General features: G+C 53.5%; 13 protein-coding genes. 5 read left to right on the forward strand and 8 right to left on the reverse strand.

The features are described from left to right. Positions 1 to 20: 20 nt before the first annotated feature. From NQT62_RS09240 to NQT62_RS09270, 7 genes are all read right to left on the reverse strand, one after another. On the reverse strand, positions 21 to 932 hold the full coding sequence (locus NQT62_RS09240) for a chemotaxis protein CheV (RefSeq protein ID WP_256764395.1): 912 nt from the start codon (positions 930 to 932) through the stop codon (positions 21 to 23). Positions 933 to 1,068: 136 nt separating this feature from the next. Then, on the reverse strand, positions 1,069 to 1,908 hold the full coding sequence (locus NQT62_RS09245) for a hypothetical protein (protein WP_256764396.1): 840 nt from the start codon (positions 1,906 to 1,908) through the stop codon (positions 1,069 to 1,071). Between the two features lie 135 nt (positions 1,909 to 2,043). Beyond that, positions 2,044 to 3,036, reverse strand: coding sequence for a M14 family metallopeptidase (locus tag NQT62_RS09250; protein WP_256764397.1), 993 nt, complete (start codon positions 3,034 to 3,036; stop codon positions 2,044 to 2,046). A 106-nt stretch (positions 3,037 to 3,142) separates the two neighbouring features. Then, positions 3,143 to 5,509, reverse strand: a complete 2,367-nt coding sequence (locus NQT62_RS09255; protein ID WP_256764398.1) for an efflux RND transporter permease subunit — start codon at positions 5,507 to 5,509, stop codon at positions 3,143 to 3,145. Positions 5,510 to 5,526: 17 nt separating this feature from the next. After that, positions 5,527 to 6,714 (reverse strand): WD40/YVTN/BNR-like repeat-containing protein, encoded by a 1,188-nt coding sequence (locus NQT62_RS09260; protein ID WP_256764399.1) that lies wholly within the window; start codon positions 6,712 to 6,714, stop codon positions 5,527 to 5,529. A gap of 123 nt (positions 6,715 to 6,837) precedes the next feature. Then, a complete protein-coding gene (locus NQT62_RS09265; RefSeq protein ID WP_256764400.1) occupies positions 6,838 to 8,181 on the reverse strand; it encodes a DUF1329 domain-containing protein in 1,344 nt (447 codons plus the stop codon). 58 nt (positions 8,182 to 8,239) lie between these two features. Further along, positions 8,240 to 10,243 carry a DUF1302 domain-containing protein gene (locus tag NQT62_RS09270; protein WP_256764401.1) on the reverse strand — a complete coding sequence of 668 codons (2,004 nt, stop codon included), beginning with the start codon at positions 10,241 to 10,243 and terminating at the stop codon, positions 8,240 to 8,242. 275 nt (positions 10,244 to 10,518) lie between these two features. On the opposite strand from NQT62_RS09270, the gene NQT62_RS09275 reads away from it, so the two are divergent. Continuing rightward, complete coding sequence (locus tag NQT62_RS09275) at positions 10,519 to 11,400, forward strand: methylated-DNA--[protein]-cysteine S-methyltransferase (RefSeq protein WP_256764402.1); 882 nt, start codon at positions 10,519 to 10,521, stop codon at positions 11,398 to 11,400. A gap of 13 nt (positions 11,401 to 11,413) precedes the next feature. Here NQT62_RS09275 and NQT62_RS09280 read toward each other — a convergent pair whose 3' ends face one another. Next, positions 11,414 to 12,481 (reverse strand): SDR family oxidoreductase, encoded by a 1,068-nt coding sequence (locus NQT62_RS09280; RefSeq protein ID WP_256764403.1) that lies wholly within the window; start codon positions 12,479 to 12,481, stop codon positions 11,414 to 11,416. Positions 12,482 to 12,559: 78 nt separating this feature from the next. Between NQT62_RS09280 and NQT62_RS09285 the strand changes: the two genes are divergently transcribed. From NQT62_RS09285 to NQT62_RS09300, 4 genes are all read left to right on the forward strand, one after another. Then, positions 12,560 to 13,501 (forward strand): alpha/beta hydrolase, encoded by a 942-nt coding sequence (locus NQT62_RS09285; protein ID WP_256764404.1) that lies wholly within the window; start codon positions 12,560 to 12,562, stop codon positions 13,499 to 13,501. Positions 13,502 to 13,665: 164 nt separating this feature from the next. After that, positions 13,666 to 14,928, forward strand: a complete 1,263-nt coding sequence (locus NQT62_RS09290; RefSeq protein ID WP_256764405.1) for a serine hydrolase domain-containing protein — start codon at positions 13,666 to 13,668, stop codon at positions 14,926 to 14,928. A 176-nt stretch (positions 14,929 to 15,104) separates the two neighbouring features. After that, a complete protein-coding gene (locus NQT62_RS09295) occupies positions 15,105 to 15,509 on the forward strand; it encodes a transposase (protein WP_256764406.1) in 405 nt (134 codons plus the stop codon). A gap of 38 nt (positions 15,510 to 15,547) precedes the next feature. Continuing rightward, positions 15,548 to 15,900, forward strand: a 353-nt coding sequence (locus NQT62_RS09300; RefSeq protein WP_256764407.1) for an IS3 family transposase, incomplete at its 3' end; no start/stop codon positions are given.

The raw sequence follows: 15,900 nt of genomic DNA on the forward strand, positions 1-15,900 counted from the left end.
AACGATGGAGGCAGTGTACCTCAGGCATGGGTCAGCAACTCGCCGATGGCCCTGGAGAGGGAGGCGGAGTCAAATTTCTTCACATAAATATTGACCCCTGCCTCCAGGCCACGCCGCGCATTTTCCTCCGATGTCAGCGATGAATACATCACGAATGGAATATTTTTGAACCGGGGATCGCTTTTGAGCTTTCGTGTCAGGGTGCAGCCATCCATCACAGGCATTTCCTCGTCCACCAAAATCAATGACACCTCATCGCGCAGCGAACGGTGGGTCTCATCGGCATGCTCAGCCAGTTGAAGCAGCTTGGCTTCGGCCTCAACACCATTAACCGCGTGGGCATGGTGCAGTCCCATGGTGTCGAGCACTTCTCCAATTTTTCGGCGAGCCACCATTGAGTCGTCCACAAAAAACACAGGGGGCTTGGCGGCGAGCTCAAAACCGGTGTTGATCTTGCCCTCTTCTCCTTCCGGCAATACCCGTTGGCAAACGCTTTCGATGTCCACCAGAGACACCAGCGCCCCGCCCTGCAACATCACGGTGCCAAATACATACCCTTCCTGTCGCTCAAACCGTTGTGGCGGCTGAACGTCGGACCAAGGCACTCGGATGATTTTATCGACGCTGAACACCTCAAAAGCCACAGAGCGGGATGCAAACTCGGAGATGATCAACTTCTTGTTGGGCAAACCAGCAGACATGCCGATGGCCTCACCCAAGTTAACCACGGGCATAACCTGCCCACGAAGGGAGATCACGCCGTTCATGGCGCCTTGCTGGCCCGGTACCTGGGTGACGGGCATCAACTCGGTCACCTCCCGAATTTTGAAAACATTGAGACCAAAAACTTCTGCCCCACCCAGCGAAAACAAGAGGATCTCGATCATCTCGCGAGTGGACTGTTCGGTTTGGATGGAATTGGGGCTGGCCATGGTTTACATACCGGGATTGATCATCAACACCGATATTGTGACGGCAGTGAGGCGGCTTCAAAACACCTAAAACAGGTGAAAAACAGACGCTGTCGGTGGGATTGACCGTGTAAAAGCCGCAGGCCGAGCGAGCGGTTTAACGGCCCCAGTAGTCAGACAACGCCGATTGGGGCTGCGCCACCAACGGACCCAATTGGGGCAGCGTGATGGCACCAATCGGCACGGCATGCAAGCCGCTGTTAACCAATGTGGCACCTGTGCCGTAGTAGTCCACGGCGAACACGGGGTCGGTGGCTAGCTGAAGTTCAGTGCTGCCGGTGTGATCGACCACATTTTCCAGTAAACCCTTGACCTGCCCACGCACGGAGTCCTGAAAGAAATCCCGGGTGGTTTCTGAGAACTGATGACCCGCATCGTCAATGAACCCCCGAACTGCACCCTGCCGTTCACCGTTGAATTCTGCTGAAAAATCAGCCTGTGCGCGCTCGGCGTCTTCAACCAGCCTGGCCAGAAGGCTGGATAGACCATCCACCGGGTTATCGAAGGCCTCTGACGCATCAGCCAAGCCCGATGATACAACCGTGGAGACCATGAAATTTTCACCGCCCAACGGGAAATCGACGTAGTCGGATTGCAACGAGCTTAACGTACCATCCAACATGGCCAGTGGCGCTTCCGTCATGGCCGTGCCTGCGCCAAGGCCACCCTCATCATTCACGGAATATCGGGAGGCCACAGCAGTCCATGCCGGCATGGTCGTTGGTTGGACCAGCATGCCAAGCGCAGGCGAAGAAAAGTCCGAATGGGACAAGCCCGTGGAGGTTGCGAGCTGCGCTACCGTGTCCGGATTACCCTCGGCGGTGCCCATGCCCTGCCCTGCGGAAAACACAGCTGACGGTGTGGCTACAACCATCAGGGCTGCCATCGTGGCGGATTCCCGTTCCAGATTGCGAATGTTTTCAATGAAACTCGACATGGCAGACCCCAATAACTTTACATTCAGTTCAATTAGGTCTACCTGACGCCAACAATCCGCAAATTGATATATTTGCGATTGAATTCATAGGGTATTTTTCGAAATCTGTCAGTAAAACACTCAAAACACCCCCCATCACAGGGGTATGGTTTCCTCTTTGGCCACATAGAACCATTCCTGCCCAGCCTGGGAACTGGTATTGGGAAACACAATGAATCCATCGCGTGGTGCACGCACCTCCTCACCATGGTGGCGAAGGCCAATCAACTCACCTTTGCTGATTCGGTCGAAACTCGACCAAGCCCGAGAAAACTGGTCATCGGCGTGCTGTTTGTCAATCACTTCCACCAAAGTGAGGTGCTGGTACACCTCCACCGGCGCGGGTGAAGAACCTCCAACCAACCCCAGGTGCAGCAGTGTATTTTCAATCGCGGTATACGCCACAGCGGGGCCTTTGGGATCATCATGCTGCCCGCATTCCAGGGTGACAGCATAGCCGCCGTTGGCGCGCATGCACTCGGTGGTGCCCATGCCGTATCTGGGATCGGTGTTCAAGCCTTGGTCAGACAGCCGATTGGCCTTGAGGTAGGCCACCCGATTGGCTACACCCGTTGCATAGGTTTCCATCCAGCCATCCACGAAACGGGTCACACCCAGCCGGCGAGCCAGATCACGCTCCGCCTTTGCATGCCGAAAAGGCTGCAGGGAACCGGCATTGTCGGGTGGACCGAACAGGGCAAAAGGCTGATCGCCTTTCTGGAAGCTGTGGATGTCCAATAACACGTCGTGCTGTGCTAGAAGCGGGCACAACCAATTGGCCACATGGTCCTCAAAGTCAACGGGTGTTGGGGTGGGCGTCAGATTTCGGTTCAGGTTGCGATCGCCATTTCGCTGCCGACGGTTATAGGCCAGCGGATTGGTGACAGGAACAAATGTGACCTGTCCTGCAACCAGTAAACGCTCTCCACGCTCAAACTCGCGGATAACTCGCAGAATAGCTCGGGTACCCGATACCTCATTGCCATGCACAGCGCCCAAAACAACCAGCTTGGGCCCTGGCTTCAACGCCGTGAAGGTGACCGATTTAAACTGCAAAGGGTGCGGGATGGCAGGAAGTTCGGGAAACATGGTGGTGTGGCCTGATGCGTCAGAGTTTGATCCGATGTGCGCAGGTTACCACAGACAAAAAAGGGCAGCCGAAGCTGCCCTTGGATCGTTGACATTCTGATGCGGATCAGTTCAGTCCTTTCACCACCGATGGGCCGAAGCGTTTGGTGACAGCACCCATGGCGAGCACACGTATGAGCGCTGGAATCAGGATGATGGCCCCCACCATGTTCCACAAGAACATGAAGGCCAGCAACATACCCATGTCGGCCTGGAACTTGATGGCCGAGAACGCCCAGGTGAACACGCCCAACGCCAATGTGACCGCCGTCAACGCGACCGCAACACCCGTGGTTCGTAGGGTTTCGAAATAGGCCTGTTTGAAATTCAGTCCCTTCGCGAGGAAACTTTCCAGGCGGTTGTAGATGTAAATGCCGTAATCCACCCCGATACCGACACCCAGCGCAATCACGGGCAATGTGGCCACTTTGATACCCAGGTTCAGCTGAACCATGATCACCTTGCACAGCACCTCGGTGATGAACAACGGAATCATGATGGCCAGCATCACGCGGAAGCTCTTGAACTCCCACCACACCAACAGCCCAATGATGGAATACACCAGCACCAACATGGTTTTCTGCGCCTGCTCCACCACAATATTGGTGGCCGCTTCAATACCGCTATTGCCAGCCGCCAAAATAAACTTGGCATCGTCCGAGTTGTTTTCGGCTGCAAACGCCTCCACCCTGTCGGTCACCCGTTTCAAGGTTTCGGCCTTGTGATCAGCCAAGAACAAAATGACAGGCGTCATCGAACATTTGGCGTTGTAGAGCGCTGTCGGGATATTTTTGTGAGCACCATTGGAAATGAATCGGTCGCGCGTGATGGACAACCATTTGGGGTTGCCACCGTTCAAGGCTGCGATGATGTTTTTCATCACGGTGAACAACGATGCGCTGCCTTCCACGCCGTCCACGTTTTCCATTTCCCACTGGAAGCGGTCCACCGCCGATGCAACCGGGTAAGCACCGCACTCGCCTTCGGGTGTTTCCACCATCACCACAAATACATCCGAGCTGGTGGAATAGTTGGACACCAAAAATTTCACGTCCTGGTTGTAACGAGAATCGGGGCGCAACTCAGGGGCACCGGGGTCCAGGTCACCAATTTTCAACCCGGACGACAACACCATGCTGACAGCCAGAATACCGCCGGCCACGGCTGTCGCACCCAGTGCAACCTTCTTTTCGGTCAAGCGTGACAGTGCGTGGGACACTTTGTGATCGCCGCCCTCTTGCTTGGCAACCTGACGCAAACCCGACGGTGTGACATCGGCGTAGCTCATGAGCACCGGCAACAAGAACATCTTGGTGAAAATGATCACACCCACACCAATCGATGCGCTAATGGCCAACTCGCGAATCACACCAATTTCAATCACCAACAGGGTCGAGAAACCCACCGCGTCGGCCAGCAGGGCCACGGTGCCGGGAATGAACAACAAGTGGAATGTGGCCTTGGCGGCATCCATTTTGGTCGCGCCGTGAAAGCGTTCAGCTGCCATGGTTCGCACGTTCTGAATGGCATGACTCACACCAATCGCGAACGTCAGGAACGGCACCAAAATCGAATACGGGTCAAGGCCAAAGCCCAACATGCTCACAAAACCCAAATGCCAGATCACAGCCAGCGAACAACAGAAAATCGTGGCAGCAGTACTCTTCCAGCAACGGGAATACCAAAACAGCAAAATGACGGTCAGCACGAAAGTGATCACGAAGAAACCGGCAATGTCCTTGGCCCCTTCAATCAGATCTCCCACCACTTTGGCAAAACCGGTGATGTGAATCGACACCTTGTCGTTTTGATACTTGTCACGCACCACTTTTTCAATGCGCTCAGACAATTTACCGTAGCTCAGCTTCTCCCCAGTTTCCGGGTCCACCTCCAGCAATGGGGCAAGAATGATGGCAGACTTTTCATCATTGGCCACCAGTGAACCAATGCGGCCAGACTTCTCCACGTTGGAACGGACCTGCTCGATTTGCTCGGGTGTGCCTTGGAAGCCCTGACCGATCACCGGGCCCATACGAAGGCCCTCTTCGGTCACCTGGCGCCACATCACGTTGGGAGTCCAGATCGAGCTCAAATTTCCACGGTCAACACCGGGGATGTAAAACACCTCATCGGTGATCTGGCGTAGCGTTTCCAGAAACTCGGCTTCGTAAATACTGCCGTTTTTGTTTTGAACCGCAATTCGAAGTACGTTGCCCAAGGGACGCAATTCGTTTTCGTATTTCAGGTAGTTGGCGATGTAGGGATGTGTGACCGGCACCATTTTCTGGAATGATGCATCGGGTCGAAGCTTGGTGGCTTGCCATGCAAAAAACACCGACAGCAGCGCAAACAACACCAACACGGCCTTGCGATGTCCAAACAGCAGGCTCGTGAAGAACCGCTCAATTTTGCTCAAATCTTGATCGTTGCTCATGGGGTTTCGTCCAGTTCTTATTGGGGCAGATCAACCGTGCGAGGACCACCTTGGCCACTCAGCACCAGCGTTTTGCCAACCAAGGCCATGCCTGTCACAGGCTTGCCCTCCTTGTTCATCACCATGGTCAACTGGGTCCCAGTGGGGTCTGTCTTGACCAAGCGACCTTTCTGGTCAATCAGCAACACCGAGTTGCCCTGGGTAATGGCCTGAACAAAACTTTCCTTGGTGGGACTTTGCATTTTCCACCAGCCCGCAGCGCCGGGCCCCATGCGATACACATTGCCCGAGAAACCATACGCATAAATCGTGGGCTCACCACTTGAGCCTCGAACTACAGCGGTGCCGTAAAAATGGCCGTTGTACCCTGTGTCCAATCGCTCCCAGGTTTGCCCAAAATTATTAGACCTGTAAATACGACCGGCTTCGCCAGCAATCAACAGCAAGCCTGTATCGTCTCCGTAGATTCCGTTGTAATGACGGAAATCTGGGTTGTTCAATCGGTCTGCAATCAGCTTCCAGTTCGCACCGCCATCGGTGGTCTCAAAGATCTGTCCGTAGCTACCGACCACCCAGCCCTGATTCTCATTTCGAAACCACAAACCCAGCATGGGTCGGGCTGGACCAAAGCGCGCGCCCGCCTCGGCGTCTTCCAGGGCAAACTGGGCAGCCTCAAGCTCCGCATCCATCTTGCTTTGTTGTGCAGGGGGCAAGGCGTCATACCGAGCCTGCACGGCGTCGTATTTGGCCTTGGCTGCAGCAACCACCTGTGCATTGGCTTTGTTGCCGTCGAATACACGGGTCCAGCTTGCACCTGCATCGGTGGACTTCAACACCACGCCATCGTGGCCCGCCATGTAAGCGACCGAGTCACTGGCGAATTCAATCGCGGTCATGTTGATGGACACCGGCACTTTGGCCTGCGTCCAGATTCGTCCATCACCATCTTTCGCACCATCCTTGGGATCAGGTGCTGAAAAGTCGCGGCGCAAAACAATACCACGCTCCCCAACCACCACAGCCACATTGCCGCGCGATGTCACGTTCAACATCAGGGCTTTGGCCGCTTTGGGTGCCACAATGGCGGGAATGTCCATGGGGTCTTTAAAGGCCTGCGCAGGTTGCACAGTCAATCCGAGCGCCAATACAGCAGCGCCCAAACCATAGGCCCGTCGAATAAGCGCGGGCTTCAAAGGCTTTTTCATGCCTACTCCAATTGAAAACCCAGGGGCAGGCCCTGGGTCAGTCTCGATGTGTGTAAGAGTCGAGCCTTTTTTGGAATGGGTCACAAGGCCTCTGTCACCCACTCCAGGCCTCTTCAAATTGTGTTAACGACCCACGCGACGCAGCGCTGCTGTTGAGAAATCAGCCACCGAATATTTGGTGCCAAATTCCACAGGCTTTTCTTCGTTGGTCAGCGCATTGACCAGATAGCGACGAGCTTGTAGGTCATAGATCACCTCGCCAGCTTGGGCAAAGGTTGGTGCGTTATACAACTGCACACCAAACACCTCGCGAACACGCCACAAACCGCCACGGGAGTCGTATTGATCACCGTGCAAAATGGTCCAGCTGTCCTCATCAATGTAAAACACTCGCTTGGAGTAGATGTGACGTGCACCCGGTTTCAACGTGCCCTCGACCACCCACACCCGATGTGGCTCATAGCGAACCAAGTCTTGGTTCACATGGCTCTGACCCAGAATCTGGCTGTACTTCAGGTCTTTGCTGGTCAACTTGTAGTTGTTGTAGGCAATGAACATCTCTTTCTTGCCAATCAACTTCCAGTTGTAGCGGTCTGGTGCACCGTTGAAGGCGTTGAAGTCATCGTTGGTACGAAGACCGTCAGCGCCAATACCTGGGCTGTCATAGGCCAGTTCTGGCGCGCGAATCACGCGACGCTGACCTGGATTGTACTGCCATGCCAGTCGGGGCTCTTGCACCTGGTTCAAGGGCTCATGCACCAAAGCCACCTCACCGGCTGCGTTGGCTGGGGCCAGCGTTTTGTTCATGTAGTAGAAAATCCGGTTGGGTTCCGGATCATTCATATACGACGCAAACGCAATGGTTTCCTCACGCTTGCCCAAGGTGTAGCTGCCGTTGGTTTGAACCGGAAAATCTGCAGAGATGCGGTGAATAGATCCACCGAGATCGCGCATGATGTGGTTCCAAATGACCTGAACACCTTCAGTTGGAATGGGGAACGGCACATTGGATTTTTTCAAATTCAAAATACCATTGCCACCTTCGGCCAGCTTGATAGAGCCAGCCTCTTCCTTGGCGTACTTGTAAATGTCAGCACGATAGGCCGCCGTCCGATGGCTGGGGTAAACCACCATCTTGAAGGTGGGGAAGCGCTTCATCAGCTCCATTTGGCCAGGGGCCAACTTGTCCTTGTACTGCTCCATATTCGCTGCCGTCACGGTGAACAGCGGCTTTTCATTGGCAAAGGGGTCAAGGTAACCCTTGTTGGCGTCAAAACCGGCAGGCGGTTTGGACAAACCACCATCCCAGGCGGGAATGGTGCCGGCGGCATTACCCGCCTTCTCAGCCCCCATGGGGGTCAAGGTTGTACCGAGCTTGGAATAATCGGCACTTTGGGCAAACACAGTTGTACAGGCAGAGGCCACAACAGTGGCCAGCGCCAGTCGCCTCAGACTGGTCTGGATCATGGATTTGTCTCCTTCACTTGAAAAATCCAACAATTTTTCTTGTTTTAACAACGAACGCTTACAGGTTGGCACCCACCACAAGCGACAGGAAGTCCCGGTCCTTGAATGGATCATAGTAAGCCTTGTCATTAAACATGCTGTAGTTCATTTCTGCAAAATATTTTGCAGATTGCATTTCAGCACGCAGGCCTATACCGAGGTTCATGCGGTCTTGCAGGAACACACCATCGGCAGAATAGCCTTTGAAATCATGGGCAAAGAAAAGGCGGGGAGCCAAATTAATGCCATACACCACATCTGGATAATTCAGCACCGCAAGGGCCCGATAACCGAAGGCTGTTTTGGTGGCATACCCATCCACTGCACAATTGCGAGGGTTGGGGTTGATGCTTCGATCACAATTGCCGCCGTTGTAGGTCACGTGTGCACCGGCACCGAAGGCGGGGGAGCGGCCAAAACGCTCCTCCGTGTAGGGGTCGCCAATGTCTTTCCAGAATTGTCCACCCAACTCGGCCACAATCGCCAGCGAACTGGCGCCGAGGCGGCGAGGAAACAGAGCGATGGTCGACACCTGGGCCTGTACCTTGTCCAGCGGTTTGAAGCCATTGAAGATAGACCCAACCGGTTGGCTAAAGTATTTGGCGCCCAGCGGCCCTGTGCCGTTTGCGCCCCCCTTCAACAGGTCAGCGGTGTTGTAGCCAGCCGGATAACCCTTGGTGTAGCTGACCTCACCAAACACGGAATAACCCGAAATCTCCGTGGCGGCAGACAAGCCAGCCACTTGGATGTTTTCCTTGCCGTAGTCAAAGAAATACGACAAGGGGTTGACCACCTGTTGAGGCCCAACAGCCAAACCATTAAACACAGAACCAGGTACATTCGATGGGGTTTTGACCAAGCCCAGGTTGGGAATGCGCTGGTGATAGTTCACCAAATAAGCGCCGAATTCCGTGCCAATAGAGCCCGCATAAAAGCGGCCAGCCAAACCCATTTGCCCGGTGTCCTTGGGACGGCGGTCTCGCAGTTGGCTCATCCGAAAGTTCAGGGTACTTAAATCGGCAGGTAGTCCTGTAATTCCACCGAGCGCCGTTGTCAGTCCAGCCAACCCCCCGGTCGTGCTTGTATCGAATGGAATCCCATTCACCGTGACAGTACCCCCACCGGCATAACTTTGCCGATCGTTGTATCCAGTGAAATCAATTTCATTACCGCCGACACCCAACACTCCGGGGTTGACCGGCGAACCAGCAAAATTACAATTCAGCAAGTCAGCCTGTGAGAAGAAGGTACCACACCCATCAACCACCACTTTCTCATGATTGACCTGGGCGAACGCTTCCAGAGACAAACCGTCCGTGGCCTGCAGGTTCATGTAAATCTGCGGGATCGGAAGAAACACCTCTTTCAACTGGGCACCAGGCCGTCGCAATGCCGCAGAGTCGAAATTGGAGTACTGGTTCACACCACCCAAAATAAACAGGGCTTCACCCCAGGTCACCACCTGGTTACCCATCTTCAAAGTCAAATTTTTTCCGAAGGGTTGAAAGTCCGCATATCCATAAGCGTCCAGCAGTTGGGCGTCTTCGAATTTCGAACCTTCTTCGTATCGATCTCCCGGCAACTTTTCACCCGGCTGAAATCCATTGGCAGCCGAACCATGGGGCACACCTTGGCTTTTCTGAACAAAGTCCGAGTACGCCTTGGCCCTGACAAAAAGCCCCCGATGATCCTTGCTCAACTCAAGCTCGCCCACCACCTTGGCGGCAGAGCTCACAATGTCGCCCTTCTTGAAGTTCAGGTTGCCATCATCCACCGTGCCGCTGGAAGCAGTCCCGCCATTGCCGATAAAAATCAAGGACTTGTCTGCCTCTTTCATCCGCTGTGCGGCACCAACAGTCACCTCCATCGCCCATCGCCCCTCGATGCCACCAGGGCCCTGAAACGTACCGGCGGCTGTTGCGAGGCTTGGCAACACTGCCGCGCCGATCAACAAGGCAAGCTTGGAAGCCTTGGGAACGAAGGGAATCTCTATTGGAACCGAACGAATACTGGCGCGGGTCATGCATGTCTCCTGGTTGGGCCTTTAGGCCTCTTCGCCCTCTGTTCACGGGGCACTCGGGTGTTTGGATCTATGGAGTGTTACCGATCAGTATTCCAAACAGATTCATAAATCGAACTTTACTGACAGAAGATTGGAACTCTTCTTATTTTACATTGTGTACATTTTCCAATTTACATCGATTTCCAATTCAAATCCACACGGCATCGCAAGATTCCGGTTGTCACGGGCCACTGAGCACCGCACACTCGCATGACCCGATGCCAATGTCTCACAACATGTCCAATCGTACTGTTAAAAATCATTTCCAGCTGGTTGAGCAGGCCTTGCACCTCATCGATCGAGAACATCAACAACAACAAAACCAGACCGCCAATCTCCCGCCCCTGTCCCTGGCACAACTGGCCGAGCAGATGGGAATCAGCCCATTCCATTTGCAACGGTTGTTCAAAGACTGGACCGGCATCAGCCCCCAGCATTTTCAGCACATGCTCTCCAGACAACGGGCATTGGAAAAACTAAACGCTGGACAAACCGTGCTGATGGCTGCGCTGGACGCCGGATTGTCGGCAACCGGGCAGCTCCATGACCTCACCATCAAGTTGGAAGCCATGACCCCGGGGGAAATTCGTCAACGCGGGCAAGCCACCACACTGACCGTCGGCAAGGCAGAAAGCCCCATGGGATGGATATTTACCGCCCACACGCCGCGGGGCCTTCACCGGCTCGAATTCGCTCATCCATCCGATTGGGTGTATTGGGTGGACCAATTGCAGACCCAATGGCCCGAGGCGCGATTTCAAACAGAGCACACCGCGGCGCAAACCATTTCAGCCCGGATCTTCGAGACCTCGTTTCAAAACAGCCATCCGATTCAATTGCACCTGAAGGCCACACCGTTTCAATTGAAAGTCTGGGAGGCCTTGATTCGCTTGCCTCCGGGATACCAAATTGCATATGCACAATTGGCCAAAGCCCTGGGCATGCCCAAGGCGGCACGCGCTGTGGGCAGTGCTGTGGCCAGCAACCCGGTGGCTGTCTTAATTCCCTGCCATCGAGTCATTCAGTCCACCGGTGTGCTGGGCGAGTATCGCTGGGGCGTCCATCGCAAAACCTTGCTTAACCTTTGGGAGGACATCGCGTGTCACACTGCGTCATAGAAGGCATCGCAGGTCAGCGCCTGCGCAACAGACCATCTTCAATCGGTTGCTCGAAATGCTCACACAAAGTGTCTGTCAGCAAGCGATATTGAATACCCAACACGCTTTGTGATCGTGTGTTGTCAAACGAAAACGAATAACCCACATTTTGATCAATGAATGCGCGGCTGACACCTGCAGCAATCGGTGCCACCCAACGAACCAACCACTTTGGCAACTCACGGGTTGGCAATGGATATTGAGGAAACCGCCCCCGCAGCACGTTGGCCATTTGCAACAAACTCACCACAGGTCCGCTGACAATAAAGCGTCCTTGTGCGTCCGGATTAAAGCCCGCCAACACATGTGCACGGGCAACTTCCCGAACGTCCACCAAAGCAAACTCCAAGTGAGGAACACCGGTTTTTTGCCGACCGCTGCCCAAGTCCCGCATGACATCAATACTCGTCGACTGGGTATTCCGTGTTAAAGAAGGCCCCACCACCAAACTGGGGTTGATCGTCACCAAATCCCACGCTGACTGCGCCTTGTTGATTTCCCACGCCTTTCGCTCAGCCATGACCTTGGAATAGGAATACGGCTGATGCGATTCCGAACTGGTCTCGTTCCAATCCGCTTCAGTAAAGACGTGACCCCGCTTGCTCAGCGCCTCAATCGCATCGCCGTAAATCGAGGCCACAGAGCTGGTCAACACCACCCTGCGCACCGACCCAGACCGGTTACACGACTCCAGCACGTTCCGAGTTCCGTCAACCGCCGGTCGAACCAAAGCCTCATAAGGATCTTTAAAACCCTTGATGATGAATGGCGAAGCGGTGTGAATCACCAACTCACACCCCCTCACCGCTTCATCAAATGAACCTTCCTCGATCAGATCTGCAGAAAACAACTTCAACACACCGGGCTGACCTTGCGCTGCTTTAAGCAAATGATCCACGGACGATGCCTTCCGTGCATCTCGAACCGTTGCGTGAACAGTCAGCCCATCGGCCAACAAATACAGCACAATCCAGCTGGCAATATACCCAGAAGCGCCGGTAATACACACCGGCTTGCTCCGATCAATTGCTCTTCCCACCATGATCTACCCCAAAAATTGTGTTAAAAAACAGACTGTCGCCTTTGACTGCGGCACTGAGAATCAAACTAGGTGTAACCCATGAATCCTGTCAGAACCCTGGCTGCCGCCCTCAAAGTACTTCCACTGTTCATATTAAGCGGCTGCTCTGCTCTGCAATTGGTGAATTCCGTATCTCGAATCTACACCGCAGACACCCGGGAAAACATCCCCTTCGATTCAAACCCAGCATTGAAGTTTGATTTGTACCTGCCCGAGAAACCAGCCGATTCAGCAGGCCCCACACCGGTCGTCGTATTTTTTTACGGTGGCAGTTGGAATCGGGGTAACAAAAGCGAATACGAATTTGTTGGGCGCCGATTGGCCTCCATGGGCTATATTGCTGCCGTCCCCAACTACCGCCTCTACCCCGAGGTCAGCTACCCAGACTTTTTGATCGACAACGCCAAAAGCGTAAAAGCCATTCTGAACGAGCTTCAAAAATCCGATTATTCTCGATACCAGCCAGATTCCAGAGTTGTGTTGATGGGTCACAGCGCAGGGGCCTACAACGCGGCCATGCTGGCCTATGACGAGCGGTGGCTAAAGCAAGTTGGACTGAACCTTCCAAGTACTGTGAAAGGCTTTGTGGGTATCGCCGGGGCTTACAACCTATATCCCATCAATGATGTGGAAGTGCGCCCAGTGTTTCATCACCCGAATTACCCAAAGAACTCCCAACCCATCGACTTCGCAGCCAATACCACTGTTCCCTCATTGATCCTTGCACCAGAGTCAGACAACCTGGTTAGCATCGAGATCAACAGCGTGGCCTTGCACAAGGCCTTGGACCGCGCCCAGGTTCCAAACCGCTACTTACAAGTGAAAGGCACCGATCACATCACCATCATTGGCACCTTCTCGCCAGTACTGTTTTTCAAAGGCAGCACTTCACAGCCCATCGCCCAGTTCGTTGAATCGCTTCAAGGTGTCAAATCATCCACCCCAATGGTCAACCAACAGGCTCAAGCCCCAGTGAATTAACCTTCTGACCTTGAACCGCCATGCGCTCCAGCAAATACAGCACTATGCGCTACGCATAGAGAGCATGGTCTAAAAATTGGATTGACGAACGCAGTTGCCGACTGTCAATCTCTGAAAGCTACTGAGCAGTTACATAACTAAAAATCACTGAGACAACGTTCATCATGTTCAAAAAAACCAATACGGTGGCCGTGCCCAAACACCTGGGTTCTGTCACACAAATCGACACGCATGCAGAAATCAGCCCCTACGACGTCAACATGACGCGGGACAATGTCGAAGCCATCTGGAATAGCGTCGAAAGCTTTTACAAAACAGGCCTCCAACCCGGTATGACCATGGTCATCCGTCGGCAGGGCGAAATCGTACTCAAGCGCTCAATCGGACATGCGCGAGGTAACCCCCCCCCACAACACCCAGACCCAGACAGCAACACCGTACTGATGTCACCGGATACACCCATCTGCTTGTTCTCAGCATCCAAAGCCATCACGGCGATGCTTATCCATAAGCTCAAGGAAGAGGGAAAACTTCAATTGACCGACAAGGTCGGTGAGTACTTGCCGGAATTTGCGTGCAACGGCAAAGAGAACATCACCATTGGACACGTTCTGTCGCATCGGGCCGGTGTACCGCTTATCCCCATGAAAAACCCCCACCCATCATTGCTGTTCAAGTGGGACAGTGTGATTGACTTGATCAATTCGGGTCACACCACACAAGGTGACGGCAAAACGCAGTCGTACCATGCGATTGTCGGTGGCTACATCTTGGGCGAGATCGTACGGCGAATTACCGGGCAGTCGGTTGAGACCTTTCTTCAATCGGTGATTGCAAAGCCACTGGGAGCGACTTATCTCACGTATGGTTTGCCAAAACAGCACCAAAACAAAGCAGCCTTCAATTACAGCACTGGTGCAGCACCGATCTTTCCAATCAACGTGCTAGCCAAGAGAGCGCTTAATATTGACTTCGAAAAAATAGCCAGCATTTCAAATACAGAAGCATTCATGGATGTCAGCATTCCAGCAGGAAACATCTATGGCACAGCCGACGAAGTCTCTCGCTTTTATCAAATGATGCTGGATGGTGGGCAATACAACGGGCATCAACTTTTTGAAGCCGACACCATTCGTGACGCCATCAAACCTGCAGGCCCGCTGACCATTGATCAGACCTTGATGATTCCAATGCGCTTTTCGAATGGATTCATGCTCGGCGAACATCTCTTCTCGCTGTTTGGTGTCAAAGCCCGAAAGGCCTATGGCCACCTCGGACTCATCAACATTGTTAGCTGGGCAGATCCAGCACGCGAAATCTCAGTTGCGTTTTTAAACACAGGCAAATCACTGGATCCGCGAACATTGCCAGCGCTGGGCAAAGTACTGCTCTCGGTCAGTCAGAATTGCAGCGTGATACAACGCTAATATTCAGAAAGCATTTAACCAGCAAGGCCAACCCAATTCGGTTGGCCTTTTTTCTCTATGAAGTTGCCATAACTAAAGTTGCTATAACTCAATGCGGCAAATTTTTTGGTGATGAACTTGCCCCCTGAATGACAGTACCGGAGGTATTCCTTAAACTTAGGACTAGGAATACATCTATGTTTACGACTATGAGTTCAGACGGCAAGCCCGAGCGGGTTGAAGTGATTACTGGTGTCCAGCGCCGACGGCGCTGGACACCCTCCGAGAAGTTGGCTTTGGTCCAGGAAACATACCAAGCCGGTAAAACAGTTTCCTTGGTGGCCCGCGAAGCGGGCATCACTGCCAGCCAGTTGTTCCAATGGCGCAAAGCATATACAGACGGTTCTTTGGTTGCTGTTGGCGCCAATGAGCCTGTGGTGCCAGCGTCAGAGATGAAAGAGGCATTGAAGCGCATCAAACAACTAGAAGCCGCACTGGGCCGTAAAACGCTTGAGAACGAAATTCTCAAGGAAGCGGTTGAGTACGGTAAAAGCCGAAAGTGGATTGCGCACTCGCCCTTGTTGCCCGGGGACGACCAGTAAGAGAGGTCTGTTTTGTCCTTGGCGTTTCGCGCAGTCACATGACCGCTCTGAGAACCAGAAAAGCTGATTGGGTTGACCGTCGAAAGGCGCCACCCAGGCCCGATGACGACCCGTTGTTGAGTGACATCATCAACGTTGCCAAAGACCTGCCCACCTACGGCTATCGCCGTGTGTGGGCCATTCTGAAGTTTCAGGGTGTCGATGGCAGTCCACGACTGGTGAACCATAAACGGGTTTACCGAGTAATGCGAGACAACAATTTGCTGTTGTTTCGGCATGGCAGTAAGCCTAGGGATACGCGTAGGCACGACGGAAAAGTGGCTGTTCAAAGCAGCAACACTCGTTGGTGCTCGGACGGATTTGAACTGTCTTGCGACAACGGTGAGAAAGT

The sequence above is a fragment of the Limnobacter humi genome (assembly GCF_024518835.1).
GTDB lineage: Bacteria > Pseudomonadota > Gammaproteobacteria > Burkholderiales > Burkholderiaceae_B > Limnobacter > Limnobacter humi.